This is a genomic window from Accumulibacter sp. (assembly GCF_023806635.1).
Taxonomy (GTDB): domain Bacteria; phylum Pseudomonadota; class Gammaproteobacteria; order Burkholderiales; family Rhodocyclaceae; genus Accumulibacter.
Genome location: NZ_JAMTDQ010000006.1, coordinates 144,961 through 158,150 on the forward strand (window position 1 = coordinate 144,961; position 13,190 = coordinate 158,150).

General features: G+C 65.9%; 13 protein-coding genes, 1 tRNA gene and 1 pseudogene. 3 read left to right on the forward strand and 12 right to left on the reverse strand.

The annotated features are described in order from the left end of the window. The first annotated feature begins 31 nt into the window (after nucleotides 1-31). Entirely contained in the window at nucleotides 32-1,147 is a 1,116-nt protein-coding gene (locus NFW30_RS01430) for an AraC family transcriptional regulator (RefSeq protein WP_295350223.1), read from the forward strand. Nucleotides 1,148-1,184: 37 nt separating this feature from the next. On the opposite strand, the gene NFW30_RS01435 is transcribed toward NFW30_RS01430, so the two are convergent. Then, on the reverse strand, nucleotides 1,185-2,495 hold the full coding sequence (locus NFW30_RS01435; RefSeq protein WP_295350226.1) for a hypothetical protein: 1,311 nt from the start codon (nucleotides 2,493-2,495) through the stop codon (nucleotides 1,185-1,187). A 345-nt stretch (nucleotides 2,496-2,840) separates the two neighbouring features. On the opposite strand from NFW30_RS01435, the gene NFW30_RS01440 reads away from it, so the two are divergent. Then, nucleotides 2,841-2,917 (forward strand) — tRNA-Met (locus tag NFW30_RS01440). Nucleotides 2,918-3,067: 150 nt separating this feature from the next. Here the strand turns inward: NFW30_RS01440 and NFW30_RS01445 are convergent. The 7 genes and pseudogenes from NFW30_RS01445 to NFW30_RS01475 form a co-directional block, all read right to left on the reverse strand. Continuing rightward, nucleotides 3,068-3,355, reverse strand: coding sequence for a hypothetical protein (locus tag NFW30_RS01445; RefSeq protein WP_295350229.1), 288 nt, complete (start codon nucleotides 3,353-3,355; stop codon nucleotides 3,068-3,070). Between the two features lie 394 nt (nucleotides 3,356-3,749). Further along, a pseudogene (locus tag NFW30_RS01450) lies at nucleotides 3,750-4,562 on the reverse strand (DNA helicase); the annotation flags it as partial. Nucleotides 4,563-4,564: 2 nt separating this feature from the next. Further along, nucleotides 4,565-4,918, reverse strand: a complete 354-nt coding sequence (locus tag NFW30_RS01455; protein WP_295350232.1) for a DUF86 domain-containing protein — start codon at nucleotides 4,916-4,918, stop codon at nucleotides 4,565-4,567. Further along, nucleotides 4,911-5,201 (reverse strand): nucleotidyltransferase family protein, encoded by a 291-nt coding sequence (locus tag NFW30_RS01460; protein ID WP_295350235.1) that lies wholly within the window; start codon nucleotides 5,199-5,201, stop codon nucleotides 4,911-4,913. The genes NFW30_RS01455 and NFW30_RS01460 overlap by 8 nt, the downstream gene beginning before the upstream one ends. Before the next feature lie 268 nt (nucleotides 5,202-5,469). Then, a complete protein-coding gene (locus NFW30_RS01465; protein ID WP_295350238.1) occupies nucleotides 5,470-5,871 on the reverse strand; it encodes a bacteriohemerythrin in 402 nt (133 codons plus the stop codon). 118 nt (nucleotides 5,872-5,989) lie between these two features. Further along, on the reverse strand, nucleotides 5,990-7,063 hold the full coding sequence (locus NFW30_RS01470) for an alkene reductase (protein WP_295350240.1): 1,074 nt from the start codon (nucleotides 7,061-7,063) through the stop codon (nucleotides 5,990-5,992). A gap of 106 nt (nucleotides 7,064-7,169) precedes the next feature. Continuing rightward, nucleotides 7,170-8,099 carry a DUF3616 domain-containing protein gene (locus NFW30_RS01475; protein ID WP_295350243.1) on the reverse strand — a complete coding sequence of 310 codons (930 nt, stop codon included), beginning with the start codon at nucleotides 8,097-8,099 and terminating at the stop codon, nucleotides 7,170-7,172. A 194-nt stretch (nucleotides 8,100-8,293) separates the two neighbouring features. Between NFW30_RS01475 and NFW30_RS01480 the strand changes: the two genes are divergently transcribed. Next, a complete protein-coding gene (locus NFW30_RS01480) occupies nucleotides 8,294-8,710 on the forward strand; it encodes an MliC family protein (RefSeq protein WP_295350246.1) in 417 nt (138 codons plus the stop codon). Between the two features lie 132 nt (nucleotides 8,711-8,842). Here NFW30_RS01480 and NFW30_RS01485 read toward each other — a convergent pair whose 3' ends face one another. The 4 genes from NFW30_RS01485 to accC form a co-directional block, all read right to left on the reverse strand. Then, nucleotides 8,843-9,778 carry a carbohydrate kinase family protein gene (locus NFW30_RS01485; protein WP_295350248.1) on the reverse strand — a complete coding sequence of 312 codons (936 nt, stop codon included), beginning with the start codon at nucleotides 9,776-9,778 and terminating at the stop codon, nucleotides 8,843-8,845. 148 nt (nucleotides 9,779-9,926) lie between these two features. Continuing rightward, nucleotides 9,927-10,907, reverse strand: coding sequence for a DUF3426 domain-containing protein (locus NFW30_RS01490; protein ID WP_295350251.1), 981 nt, complete (start codon nucleotides 10,905-10,907; stop codon nucleotides 9,927-9,929). Nucleotides 10,908-10,909: 2 nt separating this feature from the next. Next, the gene (gene prmA / locus NFW30_RS01495; RefSeq protein WP_295350253.1) at nucleotides 10,910-11,800 is read right to left on the reverse strand and encodes a 50S ribosomal protein L11 methyltransferase; all 891 of its coding nucleotides are present in this window, start codon (nucleotides 11,798-11,800) and stop codon (nucleotides 10,910-10,912) included. Between the two features lie 16 nt (nucleotides 11,801-11,816). After that, entirely contained in the window at nucleotides 11,817-13,181 is a 1,365-nt protein-coding gene (gene accC, locus NFW30_RS01500) for an acetyl-CoA carboxylase biotin carboxylase subunit (RefSeq protein WP_295350256.1), read from the reverse strand. Between the last annotated feature and the right edge of the window lie 9 nt (nucleotides 13,182-13,190).

The window sequence follows — 13,190 nt, forward strand, 5'->3', positions numbered from 1 at the left end:
TCCTGTCAATACACAGCCTTGCGGAAAGCCGATGCCATACCCTGAGAAGACCGCCAATGCCCGGCGTCGGAGTGGCAATGCGCGCGCCGCCGCGCCGGCGCGCGCAACGGTGGCCATCGCCTTCGTCCAGGGCATGCTTGCCGGCCTGATCCATTGCGGCCGCGATACCGCTCCGCTCCTCGAGCAGGCCCACATTCCGAGCCAGCTGCTGCACGATCCGGAAGCCCGCGTGGCGATCGACCGCTACGCTCAGCTGTACAACCTGGTCAACCGTGAACTCGATGACGAGGGCTTCGCCCTTTTCTCGCAACCGATCCGGATCGGCACTTTCGAGTTCCTCTGCCGCAGCGTCATCACCGCACCGACCCTGGCGGCAGCGATCGAGCGCAGTGCCCGCTTCCTGCGTCTGGTGCTGCCCGACCTCGCCGTGCGCCTCGCTTGCCGCGACGACGAGGCCTGCCTGCACATCAGCGAAAGCCGGCCGCTGCTCATCGGCCGGGTGTTCGCCTTCGAGTGGTTGCTGCGCCTGCTGCATGGCCTGTTCTCCTGGCTCGTCGGCCGCAGCATCGTCTTCGATGCGGTCGCCTTTCCCTATCCCCGGCCACGGCACGCGGCCGATTACGCGCTGATCTATACCGCGCACTCGAGCTTCGGCGCCGCCGAACTCGCTGCCGTGTTTGCCACCAACCTTCTCGACCTGCCGGTCCGTCGCGACGAAGCCGCACTGCAGGCCTTTCTCGACGGCGCACCCGGCAAGTTGACGACGCTCTACCGCCGTGACCGCGAGATGGTCCTGCGCGTCCGCAATTCGCTGCGGGAAGCGCTGCCCCAGTCGGCTTCGCTGGCCGTCGTCGCTCGTTCGCTGCACCTGTCGCCGCGCACCCTCCACCGACGCCTGCTGGAGGAGGGATCGAGCTTCCAGGCGATCAAGGATGCCCTGCGCCGCGATCTGGCGATCGATCGCCTGGCGAAGAGCCGCCAGGGCCTGGCGCAGCTTGCCGGCGAACTCGGCTTCGCCGACACCGCGGCCTTCTATCGCGCCTTCGTGCGCTGGACCGGCGTCGCACCAGCGCATTACCGCCGCCGCCTCCTGGCTGCTGGCGAGACAACTGACCGGCGGCACGCCGTGACGACCGACGCCTCCTGAAGCCGCCGGGTGGCTGCCGGCAGCAGAACGGGCGGCGCTAGCGGTCGTTGAGGAAGGCTGTCGCGTTCTGCAGGTCGGCGTGCGTGCTGCTGCCGTACAGGGCGGTGACGAACTTGCGCCAGACGAGGTCGGGCTCACCAAGACGAAAACCGTAGAATCCGGTCCCGGATGCCCGTGACGCGGCAACCTGAATGCGTGACACCTCCGCCGGCCCGAGCTGAACCGTGACTTCGCCCCAGACATCGATGGGAACCTCGATCGGCGCGTGCGCCTGGAATCCATAGCGCGAGAGCTGAACGATCTCGAGGCTGACCCGGCCCGCAGCACCGGCACCGCGGCCCAGCGACAGCTCGGCCGGGCAGCGGACGGAAAACCGCCGATGGCGGCGACGCTCGCCGCCATCGGCCGGTGAGCGCACGACCGGCGGCAGCACGGCACGGTAGGCGGGCAGATCGTAGATCGCGTGCAGCAGTTCCTTCTTGCGTTCGCTCAACAGGCTGAAGAGCGGCGTTCGCACATTGAAGAAGTAGTCGAGCAGCTCCGGCGTCAGCACGGGGTCGTTGGTCGTGTAGAAGCGCCGTGGTGGAAGCTGGATGTTGGGCAGCCGGATCTGGGTGAAGAAGGCATGCAGGTTCCGCTTCGGCGGCTTCGATCCGTAATGCTGCCGGAAGACCTCGGGCGCCGCGCCAAGGTCGAGTGTGGCGCCGACCGCGGGAGCGCCATTGACGAAGTCGTAGCTCTCGACGACGTTCTGGCTCAGCCGCTGGAAGAACAGCAGCGACTCGTACATCTCGATATGGTCGGGATTGACCGCGATCACCAGGTGCCGGGTATCGAAGAAGGTCGTGCAGTACTCGTACATGAACTTCATCAATGGGAACAGGATGCTGCCGCCCGTCTGCCGGAACGGGCGAGCGATCGCCAGCGCCGATACTTCGGCGATGTTGCCCTTTTTCTCGCGCAGCGGGCCGAGATCGAAGATCCGCTGCAGCGGAAAGCCTAGCACGCTTTCCCTGACCAACGACAGGGTACCCACGACCTCCCCGTCATACGTCGCACAGAGCGTCGTCGTCGTCGGCAAGGCATGGTAGATGGTCACGCGCAGGCCCGAAGGCTGCGGCTGCATCAGGCCGCTGCTGACATAGGCATCGTGCAACAGGCGGAAGCAACCCTCGAGTTCCTCACGCGTATCGGCGATCTTCAGCACCAGCCGATCGGTCGGCGCCGGGTCGCAATCGACGAAATTGCGGTAGACGGCGAGCCGCCCATCCCGTGGCAGCGCATTGAAGGCACGGCGCATCGTTCGCCGCAGCAGCCTGCCTGCCGGCAAGCCCATTCGATCGACCATCACCCCACCCCGAACGCAAGAAGGACGGCGCCAGTCGTCTGCCATTACCCGCCTGCGTGGCTGTGGGTGCGACCTTGGGGCGACGCCCCTCCGGTGACGTTGAGCAGCGCGGCGCGCAAGACGAAGGTGCCAAGGCCGACATCGTATTCCCTCACCGCCCTGGCGACACAAAAGATCTGCAATCTTTTTGCGTTCGACGTCACGAAGCTGCGGCGCTTCGAGGAATCCCGGTTTCCTGGGCCGACCGAGGACGCAGGGAGGAAAGGCGCGGATCGCGCACGCAATCGCCCGCGCGCCCACGTGTTGACCGGCGAGTCGAGAGAACCCTATAATCCGGCGCCCGCTGGTGATGTAGCTCAGTCGGTTAGAGCGAAGGATTCATAACCCTTAGGTCGGTGGTTCGATTCCACCCATCACCACCAAAGAATCAATTGGTTAGGCCACCTCGAAAGGTGGCTTTCTTGTTTCCGCGCTTCGTGTACCCCTTGTGTACCCGTTCTCGATCAACGCCGCCGAGCCGAAACCCGGCGCGGTGCCCCACGCCCGACGACTCGTGGCGCTGGCCCGGCTGCCTATCCCTCGCTGCGCGCGACCGGCCCGAACACGGTACCCGACAAACTCTTCATCACTTCGCCGAGCGCACTCCTGTTGCCGAGCTTGGACGGAAGCATTGACGCCTCCAGCGCCAGCGCGTCCAGTTCCGTGCCGCAGTAGGTCACACCCTTCTCGGTTCTCGGGCTTGCGGTCGGCTTCATCGGCACCAGCAGGATGTGGAAGTCACCGCGCGCTCTTGCTTCATCAACCTGCCGCCGGTATTCCGCCCATTCCTCGGCTGGCGCATCGCTCGCCGGCTCGCTCAACCCACCTACCAATCCCGTGCCAGTTGCCGCACCCTCTCGAGGTTTTCACGGGAGAGCGCGATGGGCAAGGCTGGCGAAGTGGCAGCGTACTGGCAAGGGCATGTAGCAGGTTGGCGCGCGAGTGGCGAGAGCCAGAAGGCCTATTGTGCGCGGAACGGGCTGAAGGCTGGATCGCTGAGTTACTGGCACCGGCGTTTGGCGAAGGAGAGCGGAACGGTCGTTGCCGCCGTGCCGGTGACTCTCGTTCCCGCGACGATAGCGCCGGTTCCGCCCCATTCGGGGCCAAGCCTGTCGTTGAGCATGCCTGGCGGCTGGCGACTCGAATTCGCGGCGCTTCCGGCAGCCGACTGGCTGCGTGCGCTGTGCGCAGAGCGCCGATGACGGTTCCGCCCGGGTTGGCTCGTGCCAGGTACGCCGCCCGGTGCAGCGCGACGATCGTCTTGCCAATCCCGGCCGAACCGGAGACCCGAGCCGGGCCCCAATGGTTGCGCTCGACCATCTGCTGCTGCTCTGGGTTGAGGAAGACCGTCCACTTTTCCCATGGGTAATCGAGTGCCTGCTGCAGCGCCTCCACGTTGGCCATGACCCGGAAGCGCCGCTGTGCGTCCGGATGGTCGAAGGGGTTATCGCCTGCCGGTACCGGAACACGCGGTGTGCCGCCGGTCGCCAGTTCAAGCAGGGCCTCGGCCGCCTCGGCCGGCAGGTGATCGGCCAGATCGAGCAGCGCATCCTCGTTGGCCGAGCGGACGTCGGCCAGCCATTCTGCGGGCACCCCGTACCCGAGCGACTCGTCGTCGCTCACGTGGGCGAAAAGCGGCCTTGCCGACTTCAGCGGCAGCTCGGCCTGGACATGGACCGGCCGCACCAGCTCCTGCACCGTCTCGCGAGTCTCCACCAGCTGCGCGGCGCCCGTCTTCGCATGGGTTTCCAGCTTGCGGCGCTTGGCCCAGGCGTAGGCAGCGTCGTGATGATCGACGTAGCAGAGCAGCAGGCTGTTGGTGTTTCGGTGCACGATGATCCGGATGTCGCGGCTGACCCTGACCGACCAGAAATTCTCGTCCCGCGCCCGTTCGAGCTTGTGACAGCTCATGGCGGGATTGGCCGGGTTGAGCTGCAGGTCGAACGCCGTCGTCTTGACGAGCTATTGCTCCTCGCCAGTCAGGCGCGCCAAACTGTCGCTGAAAGTGGCGGCGATGCGAAATTCCATGCTTACCGCAGGCTTTCCTTCAGTTTCTCCAGCGATTCGAGCAGCGCCGGGATGTCGTCCCGAATGATGCTCCACAGCGTGTCATTGTCGATACCCAGATAGCCATGAATCAGCCGGTTGCGTGTGGCCACCATCTGGCGCCAGGGAATCTGCGGATGGCGGCCGCGTGTCTCCTCGGGAACATGCGCGGCCGCCTCGCCGATGATCTCGAGGTTGCGCACGGTCGCGTCGTAGTTGAGCCCGCTGGCGACGAATCCCGGCTGGTCGAAGCCGGCGCTGTAGGCCAGCACTTTTTGGCCAGCCTTGACCATGTCATCGATATGGAAGGACCAGTCGCGTGGCGATGCGTCAGACATGAATCGCTTCCCGCTCCACTGACGGACGCAATTCCGCCCGCAGCGCCTTGTCCGTGACCAGATCCACCGGGCAGCCCAGCCGGTCTTCCAGGTAGAACTGCACGCCAAAATAGCGTGCCGAGGTGGCCGGGCCATCGAATGCCACCAGCACGTCGACATCGCTGGCGGTCCCAGCGCTGCCACGCGCGGTCGAACCGAACAGCGCCAGGTCCACCACGCCAAAACGTTCGGACAGCACCGGCTTGCTCTCGGCCAGCAATCGAATTGCATCCGCTGTATTCACTCGCCTCTCCTTTCCTCGCACATCATGCCACCCGGAACACCTTCATCACCTCGTGCCCCAGGTGATTGATGACCTTCACCGCGATCCGCCCGCGCCGCGAGCGGTTGCTGCGCCACGGCGCTCGCCAGCGTGCCAGACGCTACGCCAGCGGCAGCCGGGACCGGGTCAACCGCCACGACCGCTGCGCCAGGCGTCACGCCAGGCCAGTCGTCCAAGGGGACAGGGGAACCACCGGGGGAAGCGGTGGCGATCCGCCGTCCGGCGCCGCCTAGACGACTTGGGAAAGGTAGGAACCCAGCCGCAAGTCGGCGGTGAGTATGTGCTCGGTCAACCAGCGCTCGAGAAACTCGAGGTGCTCATCCACCATCGGCTTGTCGCCGCGCAGGATCACTTGCTGCAGATCCTGAGCGCTCTTGATCAGTTCCTGGTGCTCCATCTGGTGCTCGTCCATTGCGTCATAACGATGCTTCAGCATCAGACGCTCCTCATGGCTGAAGTGCCAGACCGTACAGTTGATCAGCTCTGCCAATACCGCCGCAACATAGCGCGGCGACTCCCCGTCGAGCACGGCTCGATTGAGGATGTTGAAAATACTCACCAGCTTGCGGTGATCGTCATCGATCTCGTCGACCCCGACGCTCAGTATCCTGTCCCAGACCATGTCTTTCATGACTTTTCTCCTGCCTGACCAGCGGCGCCGACGTTGTGGTGGGATGACGTGCGCAGCGGCGGCCGCTGGCGACACCGCGACTGCGGAAAGGGTGCGTCACCCCGCTCGGACGCGACGCTCAACCGGGCACCCAGACCGGATAATCCGTGTAGCCAGCGGCACCGGGCGTGTAGAAGGTCGCCGGGTTCGGCTGGTTCAGCGGTGCCCCCAACCTGATCCGCGCCGGCAGATCAGGATTGGCCAGGAAGGCGGTGCCAAAGGCCACGGCGTCGACCTGGCCGCCGCCGATGGCCCGCTCCGCTTCGTCCGCCGAATAGCCCATGTTGCCGATCAGCGTGCCTCTGTAGTTGGCCCGCACCGGCGTCAACACATCGCCGCTCTGCTGCTGGAAGAAGTCACCACGCATGAGGTGCAGATAAGCGAGGTCGAAGTCGTTCAGCCGGCTGGCGAGCGACGACGCAAGCCCGATCGGGTCGCTGTCGATCATGCTGTTGTAGCTGTTGAGCGGTGACAGGCGCACGCCGACGCGATCGCTGCTCCAGACGGCGCAGACTTCCGCTAGCACCTCACAGAGCAGTCGCGCACGATTGGCGAACGGGCCACCATAGGGACCCGTACGCTTGTTGGCACCGTCACGCAGGAACTCGTCGAGAAGGTAGCCGTTGGCGGCGTGTACCTCGACGCCATCGAAGCCGGCCGCGCGCGCGTTGGCGGCGGCTTGTCCGAAGCCGGAAACGATCGCCGGAAGTTCATCGTCGCGCAGTTCACGCGGCACGACGTATGGCTTCTTCCCCTCCGGAGTGTGCACCTCATCGCCGGTGATCGGGATCGCGCTCGGCGCCACTGGCTGGGCACCGCCATTGAGCAACGGGTGGCAGGCGCGCCCGCCATGCCAGATCTGCAGAAAAATCAGGCCGCCGGCCGCGTGCACCGCGTCGGTGACGCGCCGCCAGCCGGCGATCTGGGCCGGCGAGCAAATTCCGGGTTCGGTCCAGAAGGACGAGTTTCCTTCCATTGCCATGGTCGCCTCGGCAATCAGCAGCCCGGCGCTCGCTCGCTGCGCGTAGTACTCCGCCATCAATGCCGTCGGGACGTGTTCGGCGTCCGCCCGGCAGCGTGTCAGCGGCGCCATGAAGATGCGGTTGGCGACGCTCAGGGCGCCGAGCCTGAGGGGACTGAAGAGGGAGGACATGCCTGGTGATCTCCGTAAGAGGGTAGTTTGAATACTAGCGCAAGGGCGCGCGCTGCGGACGGCGGTTCCCCTGCGGACGTGCCGCTGCCGGGACGCTGCGCGACAATCATCCGTAGCCGATCTGCAGTTGCCGCGGATCAACAAGCAGGTAGTTCGCGCAGCGCCCGTCCGTCCGGCTGCCGTCGTCGCTGACGAGAACGATCCACTGGCGACCGCCGATCAGCGCCGACGCCACTCCCTCGGCGTGTCCGAATCCCCGCAGCCCGCGCACGCTCACTCGCTGCGGCAGATCCTGCTGCCCACCGCGCCAGAACCAGAGGGAAAATGGCGTCGGCTCACGGCCGACAGGACCAGCGACGACGAGATAGCCATCGAGCAACGGCACATGCGCCACGGCACGGATGCCCTGTCCATGCAGGTCGAGGCTGAACATCTGGTTGGCAATCTGCGGCGGCCGTCCAGCGTCGAACATGGCGTCCGGATTCTCGAGGCAGGCGATGATCGCCCGCCCATCCAACAACGGACTGCGAAAACCCAGCATCAGCACGCGCCGATCCGCCCGCATCGCGAGTCCTTCGATGTTCAGGCCGCCGTCCTTCTTCACCTGGCGGATACCGGCGGCGGCGGCCAGCAGGGGGTGGGCAGCCGTCAGCGCATGCTTCAGATCGACCACCACTCGCGCTTCGATCATCTCGCCAGCCGCCACGCGAAAGCGCAACAGCTTTTCCCTTGCGGGCCTCGCGTCGCCCGCCTTGTTCCGCGAATGCGAGGTGACGGCGTAGACGCGCCCCGCATGGTCCCCCGTGACCGCCTCGAGATCGTCGAACCGCCAGTGTTCCCCATCGTCACGGACGGCGGCCGGCAGGCGCAGCGGAGTGCAGGCAAGCGGACCACGATCATCGAGCTGCAGCAGGCTCAGTGGACATTCCTCCTCGTCCTCGACGACGATGAAGCGGCCGTCATCCAGCTGGTAGATTCCCGACGGTTCGTAGCAGCCGGTCAATGGGCGGAAGCGGGGGATGTCCTCAGCCCTCATTGGCGTCGCCCCGGCTGACAGGCACTGGCAGGCGCGAGACGCGCCTAACGGCCGTGCGGGTGGGTGGCAGGAAGGGACCGGCAACGCAGGCCGTGCCCGGCAAACCGGCGGCGACCGCCAAACGCGTCGGTGATCTGGTCAGCCAGCGGCGGCACGTGGTATCGTTCTCGGCAACCGATGGGAGGACCATGCCGATGTTGTGGCCTGTGCGCATTTCATTGCCCTTGCTGGCTGTGGTGCTCGGTGCCTGCGCGACCAGCAGCACACAGACGTCGACGGAAAGCGGCGACAGGAAGGATTCCCGCCCGCGGTCGGAACGGAAACAGCTCGACTTCCGGCTCGCCAGCGGGACCTATCGCTGCGAAATGGGACAGAGCGTCGAGGTCGAACGGCAGGGGCGCGACGACCGGGCAATCGCCCTGCGCTGGGAGGGCAAGCGGCATACACTGCAACGGCAGGCTTCGTCGTCCGGACTGCCGCGCTACGAGGATCGGCAGAACGGTCTGCTGTGGATCGACCTGCCGTGGAAAAGCGTGCTGATGGATGCTCACAGCGGACGTCCGCTGGCCAACGAATGCAAGCCGGCGGCAAACAGTACGGCCAGCGGCTGATCCCGACGGCTCCGCGGCGTCGCCGCGTAGCCAGTCATGCGCCAGCCTCTGGCCCGGCAGTACCGACGACGGACCACCATGCGGCACGGCGCGGCACCAGCGCCTGCCGCCCGTGCGCACCAGACCGGGCGCCTACCAGGGAGCGCTGCCGAAGGCTCGGCCATAGAGCTCGGCGATCTCGCTGCGCTGTGGGCGGTGGTTCTGCCCACCACGATGGGCAATCTTGACCGCACCCATGACCGCCGCCAGGCGCCCGGTCTTCTCCCAGTCCCAGCCAGCCGCGATGCCGTAGAGCAGGCCCGCGCGATAGGCGTCGCCACAGCCCGTCGGATCGACGACGGCCGCAGCCGGAACACATGGGATGTCCATGCAACGACCGCCGACATGGATGTGGGAACCGGCCCCACCGCGCGTCACGATCAGCGCCTCGACCATGGTGGCGAGTTCCTCGAGCGAGCGCCCCGTACGGTCGCAAAGAAGCTTCGCTTCATAGTCGTTGAAGCACGCATAGGTGGCAAGGCGCATGAACTCGGTCAGCTCGTCACCAGAGAACATCGGCAGCCCCTGCCCCGGATCGAAGACGAAAGGAACGGTCGCCGCAGCCAGGTCACGGGCATGCTGCAGCATGCCGTCACGCCCGTCCGGTGCGACGATCGCCAGGGTGGCCCCGTGCACGTCGGCAACCTGGTTCAAGTGCGAGTAGCTCATCGCCCCGGGGTGAAAGGCCGTGATCTGGTTGTCGTCGAGATCGGTGGTGATGAACGCCTGTGCCGTATAGCTGCCGGCAATCCGCCGCACATGGGTGCGCGCGACGCCGTGGTCGTCGAGACGAACGAGATAGGGATCGGCGTCGTCGCCAACGGTGGCCATGATCAACGGGTCACCACCGAGCAACCTGAGGTTATAGGCTATGTTGCCGGCGCAGCCACCGAACTCCCGCCGCATCTCGGGCACCAGGAAGGCGACGTTCAGGATGTGGATCTGTTCCGGCAGGATGTGGTTCTTGAAGCGATCATGGAAAACCATGATGTTGTCGAAGGCGATGGAGCCGCAGATGAGTGTGGACATGGGATCTGGCGTCGGTCGGACGATGTGGGGTGCGGGCGAGTATAACACCGACGTTGACAGGGTCCTGTCGGCGGGGCCAGTCGTCGCGCTCAGGGGTCCTCGATCGCCTGGCATCCCGGCCGGATTGCGAGGATTCCTGCAGCATCTCTCACGGGTAGAAAACGTACAGCCGGTAGCCGGCTGCCTCGACTTGCTGTGCTTCCAGCCAGAGCCTGACCTCGATCTCGGCGTTTGGCGCGAAAGAACCGTCCTCTGCTGCGGGAGGCAAGAGGTATTCCTCTGGCAGCAGAACACGCCGTGCGACCACCTTGTCACGCGTATCGGTAAGCGTCAGCTCGAGCGCGGGGTAGGCCTGCGCCCAGGCAGCCCGGTTGCGAAGCGTGGCTTGCAGAACGAGTCGCTTGTCGCGCCCCGGATCCGCCTGCAGGTCCGAACTCTCGATGCTTACCAGCGCCGCCTGGCGCGGCAGCGGGATCTCGCTGCCGAAGACCGCACTCAATCCCTGCAGCGCCGGCCGCAGAACCGGCATGCTGATGGCGATGCTGCCACGCAGGTGAAACACGAGCTGTCCAATCAGGAGGCCTGCGAGGAGGACGGCCGCGAGGACGAAGGTCGTTCGCACGCTGCGCTCCACCGACACAGGCGCCGCGGGCATCTCACCCAGCCATTGCGACGCCCCCGGCCGGCCCTCGCCTTCGCCCTCGCCTTCGCCGGCTGGCAAGCGATCGTCGGCTGCGGCATCCGGCAGCTGGCGCTCGGCAGATCGTGATTCGTCCGCCGCCAGGTCCGGCCCGTCACCATCTGGCGAGGGAGACGACGGGGTGCCCGGGTCGATCGCCGCCGCGGTTGCCGAATAGCTGGCGACGACTGGCGTTGCCGCCACATCGGCGACGCTTGGCGCCGGCTCCGGCCGAGAGCTGGCGCGTGCCGCCGATGGCGGCAGGGCCACCGTGGGGGTCGCCTTCGCCGGCGCTGCCGGCGCAGGCGCATTGCTTTCGCCATCGACGAGGTTCTCGATGGCGTTGAAGACGGCCCGGCACTGACCGCAGCGAACCTTGCCAGCCCGCAGCCGAAGCTGCTCCGGAGTGACGCGAAATACGGTCTGGCAGCTCGGGCAGCAGGTGCGCATCGCTAGTTCCTGCTGCCCGCCAGGCAGACCCAGCCATCACGCGTGCCGACCACCGTCAGCGTCAGATGCGGCTTGTAGGCAGCGATCAGTTCTTCGGCCTGGTCGACGAGGATGCCGGACAGTGCCAACATACCGCCTGGGCCGAGGTGGCCACAGAGGGCCGGAGCAAGAACCCGCAGCGGGTTGGCAAGAATGTTGGCGACGACGATGTCGAACTGGCCACTCAGTCGATCGGCAGATTCCTGGAAGCGGGCAGCGACACCGTTGGCCTCGGCGTTGGTCCGGGCGACGACGACCGCCTGCGGGTCGATGTCGACGCCGACGATCTCGCTCGCACCGAGCCGACCGGCGGCGATGGCGAGGACTCCGGAGCCGCAGCCATAGTCGAGCAGCGACACGCCCGGGGTGACCGATCGCTCGAGCCACTCGAGACAGAGCCGCGTCGTCGGGTGGGAACCGGTGCCGAATGCCATCCCGGGGTCAAGCACGAGGACGATTGCCCCGGGATCGGGAGCGGTGTGCCAGGAGGGAACGATCCACAGGCGCTGGGCAACGCGAATCGGTTCGAACTGGGATTGCGTCAGTCGCACCCAATCCTGCTCGGGAACTTCCTCCAGGCTGAACGGAGGCAGTTCGGCAAGGCCGGCCTGCACGCCGCAGCGCTGAAGGAGTTCACGGACATCGGCGTCCGCTTGCAGCAGGGCAACGACCAGCGAGTGCTGCCAGCCCGGACGACTGATGGAGCCAGGCTCGCCAAACTGCGGTTCCTCCTCGGCCGTACCGGCGTCCGCGTCCTCGATGCTGGCGGCGAGGGCCCCCGCTTCGAGCAGGGCATCGGCAAGCCGCTCGGCGTGCAGGCAATCGGTGCGGATGCTCAGGGATAGCCAGGCCATCGGTCATCGGCGCTGGTCAGCCGCCCTTCTTGACCTCACCCTTGGCAGCCAGCCACTGCTCGAGATAGTGGATGCTGGTGCCGCCCTCGATGAAACGGGAATCCTGCAACAACTCCTGATGCAGGGCGATGTTGGTCTTGATACCGTCGATGCTCATTTCCGACAGCGCGGTGCGCATGCGGCGCAGCGCCTGGTCGCGGCTGTCGCCGTAGGCGATCACCTTGGCAACCATGGAGTCGTAATGCGATGGGATGGTATAGCCCTGATAGATGTGCGAGTCGACACGAATGCCGGGGCCGCCTGGTGGATGGTAGAAACTGACCTTTCCGGGAGACGGAAGGAAGGTGAAGGGATCCTCGGCGTTGATGCGACATTCGATCGCGTGGCCGCGGAAAGTCAGGTCGCGCTGGCGAAAACGCAGCTTCTCGCCAGCGGCAATGCGAATCTGCTCGGCAACGAGATCGACGCCGGTGATCGACTCGGTCACCGGATGCTCGACCTGGATGCGGGTGTTCATCTCGATGAAATAGAACTCGTTGTTCTCGAACAGGAACTCGAAGGTGCCGGCACCGCGGTAGTTGAGCCGGCGGCAAGCCTCGGCGCAGCGCTCCCCGATGCGGACGATGTGGCGGGTGGGAATACCGGGAGCCGGAGCCTCCTCGATGATCTTCTGGTGACGGCGCTGCATCGAGCAGTCGCGCTCGCCGAGATAGACGGCGTTGCGGAAACTGTCGGCAAGCACCTGGATCTCGACGTGCCGTGGATTCTCGAGGTATTTCTCCAGGTACACCTGCGGATTGCCGAAGAAGCTCTGGGCCTCGGTCCGCGTCATGTTGACGGCGTTGATCAGCGCCGCCTCGGTATGCACGACCCGCATGCCGCGCCCACCGCCGCCACCGGCCGCCTTGATGATCACCGGGTAGCCGACCGCCCTGGCGAGCAACGCGACCTCGCGCGGATCCTCGGGCAGAACCCCCTCCGATCCCGGCACGCAGGGCACACCGGTGATCCGCATGGCCTCCTTGGCGGTGACCTTGTCGCCCATCAGCCTGATGGTCTCCGGCCGCGGCCCGATGAAGACGAAACCCGACGATTCGACGCGCTCGGCAAAGTCGGCATTTTCCGACAGGAAACCGTAGCCCGGGTGGATCGCCTGCGCGTCAGTGACCTCGGCTGCCGAAATGATTGCCGGCACGTTGAGGTAGCTCTGCGCCGACGGCGCCGGGCCGATGCAGACCGACTCATCGGCCAGCCGGACATACTTGGCTTCGCGGTCTGCTTCCGAGTGCACGACGACGGTCTTGATGCCCAGTTCGCGGCAAGCGCGCTGAATGCGCAGGGCGATCTCCCCGCGGTTGGCGATGAGGACTTTCCCGAACATGGTGAAAGT

Coding starts and splice junctions, on each gene's coding strand:
- NFW30_RS01490 (WP_295350251.1), bottom strand. CDS start 10,907: ATGCGCACCTGCTGCCCGAGCTGCCAGACCGTATTTCGCGTCACTCCG.
- NFW30_RS01465 (WP_295350238.1), bottom strand. CDS start 5,871: ATGAAAGACATGGTCTGGGACAGGATACTGAGCGTCGGGGTCGACGAG.
- NFW30_RS01485 (WP_295350248.1), bottom strand. CDS start 9,778: ATGTCCACACTCATCTGCGGCTCCATCGCCTTCGACAACATCATGGTT.
- NFW30_RS01435 (WP_295350226.1), bottom strand. CDS start 2,495: ATGGTCGATCGAATGGGCTTGCCGGCAGGCAGGCTGCTGCGGCGAACG.
- prmA (WP_295350253.1), bottom strand. CDS start 11,800: ATGGCCTGGCTATCCCTGAGCATCCGCACCGATTGCCTGCACGCCGAG.
- NFW30_RS01470 (WP_295350240.1), bottom strand. CDS start 7,063: ATGTCCTCCCTCTTCAGTCCCCTCAGGCTCGGCGCCCTGAGCGTCGCC.
- NFW30_RS01455 (WP_295350232.1), bottom strand. CDS start 4,918: ATGTCTGACGCATCGCCACGCGACTGGTCCTTCCATATCGATGACATG.
- NFW30_RS01475 (WP_295350243.1), bottom strand. CDS start 8,099: ATGAGGGCTGAGGACATCCCCCGCTTCCGCCCATTGACCGGCTGCTAC.
- NFW30_RS01430 (WP_295350223.1), top strand. CDS start 32: ATGCCATACCCTGAGAAGACCGCCAATGCCCGGCGTCGGAGTGGCAAT.
- NFW30_RS01480 (WP_295350246.1), top strand. CDS start 8,294: ATGTTGTGGCCTGTGCGCATTTCATTGCCCTTGCTGGCTGTGGTGCTC.
- accC (WP_295350256.1), bottom strand. CDS start 13,181: ATGTTCGGGAAAGTCCTCATCGCCAACCGCGGGGAGATCGCCCTGCGC.